Origin of the sequence: Rhodococcus sp. EPR-134, from assembly GCF_001647205.1 — a bacterium.
GTDB classification, from domain to species: Bacteria; Actinomycetota; Actinomycetes; order Mycobacteriales; family Mycobacteriaceae; genus Rhodococcus_F; species Rhodococcus_F qingshengii.
This window is the reverse complement of the sequence record NZ_LVCT01000432.1, coordinates 1-6,522: the sequence shown is the minus strand read 5'-3', so window position 1 is coordinate 6,522 and position 6,522 is coordinate 1. Positions and strand designations below refer to the sequence as shown.

At 58.9% G+C, this 6,522-nt stretch carries 7 protein-coding genes; 5 read left to right on the top strand and 2 right to left on the bottom strand.

Annotation, left to right across the window (positions count from 1 at the left end; translation table 11 throughout):
• Positions 1–534 precede the first annotated feature (534 nt).
• A complete protein-coding gene (locus tag A2J01_RS20010; RefSeq protein WP_064113412.1) occupies positions 535–723 on the top strand; it encodes a hypothetical protein in 189 nt (62 codons plus the stop codon).
• A gap of 114 nt (positions 724–837) precedes the next feature.
• Here the strand turns inward: A2J01_RS20010 and A2J01_RS20005 are convergent, their stop codons facing one another.
• Together A2J01_RS20005 and A2J01_RS20000 are read right to left on the bottom strand one after the other, a co-directional pair.
• A complete protein-coding gene (locus A2J01_RS20005) occupies positions 838–1,059 on the bottom strand; it encodes a hypothetical protein (RefSeq protein ID WP_064113411.1) in 222 nt (73 codons plus the stop codon).
• Positions 1,060–1,423: 364 nt separating this feature from the next.
• Positions 1,424–2,332: a DUF3800 domain-containing protein gene (locus A2J01_RS20000; RefSeq protein ID WP_064113410.1), complete on the bottom strand. Its 909-nt coding sequence runs from the start codon at positions 2,330–2,332 to the stop codon at positions 1,424–1,426.
• 273 nt (positions 2,333–2,605) lie between these two features.
• Here A2J01_RS20000 and A2J01_RS19995 point away from each other — a divergent pair, with 273 nt between their 5' ends.
• The 4 genes from A2J01_RS19995 to A2J01_RS36925 form a co-directional block, all read left to right on the top strand.
• Complete coding sequence (locus A2J01_RS19995) at positions 2,606–4,594, top strand: AAA family ATPase (RefSeq protein WP_064113409.1); 1,989 nt, start codon at positions 2,606–2,608, stop codon at positions 4,592–4,594.
• Positions 4,595–4,720: 126 nt separating this feature from the next.
• On the top strand, positions 4,721–5,137 hold the full coding sequence (locus A2J01_RS19990; RefSeq protein ID WP_064113408.1) for a transposase: 417 nt from the start codon (positions 4,721–4,723) through the stop codon (positions 5,135–5,137).
• 278 nt (positions 5,138–5,415) lie between these two features.
• A complete protein-coding gene (locus tag A2J01_RS19985; RefSeq protein ID WP_082900914.1) occupies positions 5,416–6,135 on the top strand; it encodes a DDE-type integrase/transposase/recombinase in 720 nt (239 codons plus the stop codon).
• A 123-nt stretch (positions 6,136–6,258) separates the two neighbouring features.
• Positions 6,259–6,522, top strand: a 264-nt coding sequence (locus tag A2J01_RS36925) for a hypothetical protein (protein WP_231915848.1), incomplete at its 3' end; no start/stop codon positions are given.

Here is a 6,522-nt window from a genome sequence, read left to right as displayed (position 1 = left end):
TACCCAAGCACCAGACGAAGCTGGGGAGAAGCGGAGGTCGCTCGAAGCTACCTCCGCTCGCGTCTGCCAACTCATCGTCATCATGCTTCCCATCCTACAGGACCCCACCCCAAACCGCAAAACAACACAGAACCGCGAAACGTCGAAAATGTAACCACCACAACACAATTCAAGCCTCACCAAAACACTTCCATGCGTAACCGTCGAAACCGATTACCCACCAACCGATAACCCAAAGTTACTGAAACACACCAACATTCAAAAACACCCAAAAATCGGCCCACATACGCCCCGCCGAGCACCCCGACACTCCCCCACCACCGAACCCGAGCACCCGCCGGCCCCATCAGCCGGCCCCAATTCGCCGGCGCCCCAACTCCACGAACACACCACCCCGGGACGTGCCATCTACGCAGGTCACAAGCCCGCAACAACTCAATTCCCCTACCCGAACATGTGATCTCGCCCGTAGCTCGAACAACAAGAGATGAGGACGCACCCACGCGGAACTCCAATCCACTACGAGGAGCAGAAATGCACGAGCACGACGACCAGACCCCAGACAACCACCACCACACCAGGGGCGAGCAGCTCCGCGCCCTCGCCCAACGGGTACCGAACACGATCAAGACCTTTCTCACCGCCTGCATCGTCGACTGCCTCGCCAACGCCACCACCGAACAGGTCTCACAGCTCCTCCACACCCTCACCAACCAGCAATAGCCACACCCACACCCCCAACACACGAAAAAGCCCCCCACCGCACTGTGAGAGGCCATTTTCGGAGCACGCAACGAAGAGGACCGGCCCGGTAGCTTCGGGCCGGTCCTTTATCGCCTACCGATCCACGCTCACGCGAACCGCAACAACGCGATACGCGTCCGCGTCCTCCAGACGCGGAGCAATCGAATCAGGGTTGTCGGCGTTCCACTCACCCGCACGAGCAACCGAGTGACGGATTGCGCGGCGCGCAGCCTGGTCGAAGCCTTCCGGAGCGCCAACCGTCACGGTGAACGTCTCATCGACGAACTCGAATCCGACAGCGGCCTGAACCTCCACGGCGTAGGTACTACGGAAACCGGGCGCGTTGATACGGACCGAGACGACGCGGTACGCGCCCTTGTCCTCGGAACGCGAAGTGGTCGCGTCAGGATGCAGCGATGGGGCAGTGCGGAACCGCTTCGCGAGGCGGCTTTCGAGTGGATCGTTTTCTATCGGACTTCTCGAATATCGTTGTCCGCGAACAGGCTCGAACGAATCGTCCAGAAACAGTCCCCCGCTCGGCTGGTATTCACCCGGCTGGATGAATCACTTGGGCCCGAGCACTCGCTCGACATGATCGCGGAAAGTCGACCAGAAGCTGGTTTCAGTTGTCATCAGCAGTTTTATCCAAGCGAAACTCATGCAACTACCCGAGAGTGCATTACTGTCGGATCTGTGCTCGCTCGGCCGCGGCCTTCATCCGACGGAATCGATCGGCCGGAAGTTGGTCGCCGACCAACTGTCCCGCCGCCGCCGGATGCAGCAGTCGATCACTGCGGAAGATGTCGGAGTGATTGAGATCGGAGAGGTCACGCTGCCACAAGTGGATCTTCGACTCATGAGTGAATGCGCCCCTGACCGACGGGAGTGCGTTGTCCCCCGTCACCCACTGGTAGGGGGATTCCTTGATGATCTGGTACTCGATCGCTCTCGTTACACATGCGGCAATCCAGTCGGAGAACTGAATGTTCGAACTCAGGACACTGTCTATGTGCATTGGCGGCTCGATGATCCGCTTCATTTCCGGATATCCGCTCGCTCGACCCAAGATGTGCTCGTACATGGCCGGCAGCCGAGCTGCGCGCGTCTTCTCGTTGATCTGATCGATCATGACCATCACGTTCGAGCATTTGTAGTCGGCGTACCGGGCGATGCGGTTGAGCGCTTCGCGCATCGCAGCTGTTTCTCGGGCGTCCGTATCGAGGTCCGTCTGTTTCGGGGTTCCCAGAGGTTTTTCCGCGGCGTAGTAGAAGAGGGCGCCGTCGAGGCTGCGTACGCTGCGCACCAAAGTGTTGAACACTCGGATCTGCTGCCGGTACTTGTCGAAAGTGTCCGGACGAAAAATACTCGCGCCCTTGCGTTCCCACCGTCCCGGATGCTCTGCCTGCGCGATCTCGGTTTTGAAGATCTCCCGCTTTTTCAGCGTGAAGATTTGACCGAACTTTCGAGCATTGTCGGCGGGAAGGATCAGACCGGCGTAGCCGAATGCGGGACTGGTGTTGAAGCGAGCGTGATCGCGCGCAACAAATGCCCCTGTCTCGCCGATCTCGTCAATGTACGCCAGCAGCATGGAACGATTATTGCCCTCCAGATACGCGGAAACCCACGCCTAGGCGTGGGTTCCGGAATTAGCGCTCAGAGAACTATTTCATCTCCAGCTACTGGCCATATATTAGTTCGACGTCCACGGTTCGCGCAAGTGAAATGCTCGAGTGCGGCGGCGGGCATAAGTCTGTAATCTGCTCAATTTTCTGTAGATCGGATCCGTTTCGACGCAACGAGACGTCGGCTCGCGGCGTGACCTGCAATAGAGGGTGTCGTAGATCAGCCGCATACTGTGCTCATGCGGCCTGAGCTCACCGATCTTCTGTCGATGTCACATCCTGTTGTAGTCATCACGGGTGACTCCGGAACCGGTAAGTCATCGATCCTTGCCGACCATCAGATCGAGCTTTCGCGTGGTGCGGCGGCCATCGCGCCGCCGCCGGTCACCTGTGCGTTCGACAGCGGCGCGTTGCAGGTCGCTATCCTGGATGGCCTCGTCACAGCCTTGGTCACCTCGATGGTTGATCGGACCGCGTGGCGCAATATCCAGAACCGACTCGACACCGCAGGCAAGGAAATGGTGGCCGAGGTCGGTAAGAGCCTGGCCAAGGCCGTGACCCAGGAGGTCATGGCGTTGGTGAAGGCGCGAATCGGCGAACATGCGGGTGAAGGTCTCGCGGCGTTCTTCAAAGGCCTGCGCCAGGATACGACCGCTGATCTACGGCGAGATCTCCAGTCGCGAAGCGATACCAACGTCGTCAAGCTCCTGGTACGTCTGTGCGACGAGGTTGCCACGGCTCTCAAACGCGACGTGGTTTTGGCTATCGACGAGTGCCAACGGCTGACAGAGGATGACCAACGGGCGTTGGCCAGTCTTTGCATCGCGCCCCCTAAACGCGCACGATTCGTGATCGCCTGGTCGTCGGCGGCGCACGAGGCTCGTACCGGACTCACCAGACTTCGAGACACCGGATGCGGGGAGATCGTCGTCGGCGGACTCAGCAGAGCAGATGTCGAAACCATGCTCAACCGGGCAGGCGTCACAAGTGCTAACACGGATCGTGTCTACTTCCTGAGCAGCGGATTCCCGATCATCGTCGAAGGTTTGATCGGTCAGCTCCGCAGCGGCGGTACATTGGATGAATACACGCCCCCTACTGCATTCGTCCGCTCGCTGGAAGATGCGCTGGCTCGACTCCCAGGCGATGCGCAGATCGCTGCACGCTGGCTGTCGGTCTTCGAATTGCCACCGCCTGAATCGACGATCACTGCCTATCATGATCTCACTTCAACTCAGTGGGGTGTGTTGCGGCAGTCTCTCGAGCGGGAGAACATCCTCAGCGTAGAACGCAATGGACAACTCTGGTTTCACGAAAGCCGCAGATCACATCTGTGGGACCGCATGTTGAGCGAGGGCGAGCGGTTCGAGATCGGCCAGCCTGCGTACTCGGCCCTTCTCGCGCAATATCGCGACGACATGAGCTCCTCGATCGGTTTGATGGTGCCGATCGCACATACTGCTCGGTTCGCTCGCGACAGTCAGGCGGCCAATCCGCCACTCGCGAAGATCCTCGATCTGACGTCGGCGCAGCTGGCTGTCCTGGCGTCGATGATCGAAATCGAGATCATTCCCCTCGGTGATCACGATCTTCGATGGACGCCGCCGGAGAGCGCACTCATCTACGCGCACAACATCTTCGGCGCAGATCGCGGGGACGCACTCGCCGCACTTCCGGTCCTGATCGAACAAGAATTCATCGAAACCGCGGACCAAACGGAACAGATCAACGCTGATCCAAACGTCACCGTCACCATCAGCGCCGACCCGACCGACGAATGCCACATCGTGCTGCACGGCCGGATCCAAGACATCCTGGGAAAAACCGCCATCCCGCAAATCACCGGTCGCATCGTGCACGAACACTTCGAGGCGCTCAGACTGGAATCATCGCTCGTGCTCACCGATCCCGGCAGATCAGATGCCATCGAGCTCATTCGTAACGCAAACAACCAACCCTTCTACCGATTCAATCCTCTACGCAGAACCGTCTACCCGATGATGGCCGTGTGGGTGGACTATGGCGGGCATCCCATCAGCATGGCAGCGATCTTCAATCGAGACACCGAACGGCAGAAAGCGAAGAAGGCCGCGATCTCCGTAGACGAAGTGTCCTACGGCCGCCGAGTAAAAACTGTTCGCACTTTCGAGGATCAGATGTCGACGATTCCGTCGATGCGGCTGTTCAAAGCCGTGTACCTAGCCACCGGACGACCGGTGGCTAGGTAACCGTGAGGGAACAAGAAACTGGCAGATGGTCAACGACGGACCTCCGCTCCCCTCGCTGTCAGGATTTGGTGAGACACTCGGAGGCAACCGAGATCACTCACTGAGGGCATGAAACGAGCATCACCGATGACCAGCCCGAACCCCGAAACAACACCAGTCGATCCGGCAGATCCCGCACCGAAACCGACCCGCAGAACCTTCACCACCGAATACCGCAACAACATCCTCGACGAATACAACGACGCCCCGCACGGCGAAAAATCTGCAGTCCTGCGCCGCGAAGGTCTGTATCAATCCCAACTTCGAGAATGGGCCCAAGCCAGAACCGTAGCGGCCGGAAAGTCTCGACCGAAAACTGCGACCAATCCCGACACCGACACCGCGACCCATAAGGAAATGGCCCGCCTGACACGCGAGAATGCCCGTCTGGCAAAGCAATTGACGCAGACGGAGGCCGCGCTTGAGATCATGGGAAAACTTCACGTGCTCTTGGAATCCATCTCCGAGAGCACGGACACACCGCCCTTACCGAAGATGCACTGAACAGCACGTTCACCGACCTCAGGGCCGCCGAGATCCCCACCCGTAGATCCTGCATCCTGATCGGACGGTCCCGCGCCACCCACTACCGGCACCAGCAACCACCCGTCCTGGGCCCCAAGAAACCAAGGGCCATCCCCGACAACGGCCAAGCACTCACCGCATCCGAGCGAGCCCAGGTTCTGGCCGTCATCAACAGTGACAAGAACGCTGACCTGGCTATATGTCAGATATGGGCCCGGAAACTCGACGAGGGCAACTACTGGTGCTCGGTGTCGAGCATGTACCGGATCGCCGCCGAAGTCGGGCAAAACCGCGAACGCCGACGAACAGCGACACATCCACCGAAGGCGATCCCCGAACTCCTCGCCGACGGACCTTCACAGGTCTGGACCTGGGATATCACCAAGCTCCGCGGGCCCACCAAGGGTGTGTGGTTTCACCTGTACGTACTCATCGACATCTACTCTCGGTACAACCCGTCATGGATCGTTTCCACACACGAAAGTGCCGAACTGGCAGCTGAATTCATTGCGGAAGCAATCGAGCGGAACGGCATCGCCCCGCACACCGTCCACGCGGACCGTGGCACCTCGATGACTTCCGGACTGGTGTCGGAACTGTTCACCAACCTCGGCATCATTCGGTCGCATTCACGACCGAGAGTATCGAATGACAATCCATTCTCGGAAGCCCAGTTCAAGACACTGAAATACCTGCATGATTTTCCGAAATCGTTTGCAACACTGGATGATGCACGAGTCTTCTTGGAAGGATTCTTCAACGAGTACAACCACATTCACCGTCATTCGGGCATTGCCTGGCATACCCCGGCTTCGGTGCACTTCGGGACTGCTGACGCGGTTGACGCGGCCCGTCAGATCACCCTGAACGAGGCTTACGTCGCGAACCCTGCACGGTTCTCTCGCCGGCCGATTCCGCCCGAGATGCCGACCGTTTTCTTCATCAACGAACCCGTCGCTGAATCGCAGATCAACTGAACGTCACTGTCTCACTTGACTTGACACATAGCGCTCCCGATCAGTGAGTACGTCCAGCGCCAGATCACCCTCGCCGACATACTGCGGACCCGTGTCGACGATCTCGAACAAGAGGTCTATGCGTTGAGGGAACTGAGAGGTGCCGCCGTCGGACAAGCTCCGGACGATACCTACTTTTTCGTGGAACTACGTGGAAGCACCCGTGTCGTGGAAATGACTCCCGAGCACATCGCACTACTCCAGGATGACCTCCCCTTCAGATTCGCCCGACTCGAACATCACCTAACGCTCCGTCCCGGCGAGCGAACCCACCACATCACCGAGCGCATACAGCCCAGCGGTCTGATCGACGATCCAGCAGTCACGCTGTTGAACGACTTCTGGGAG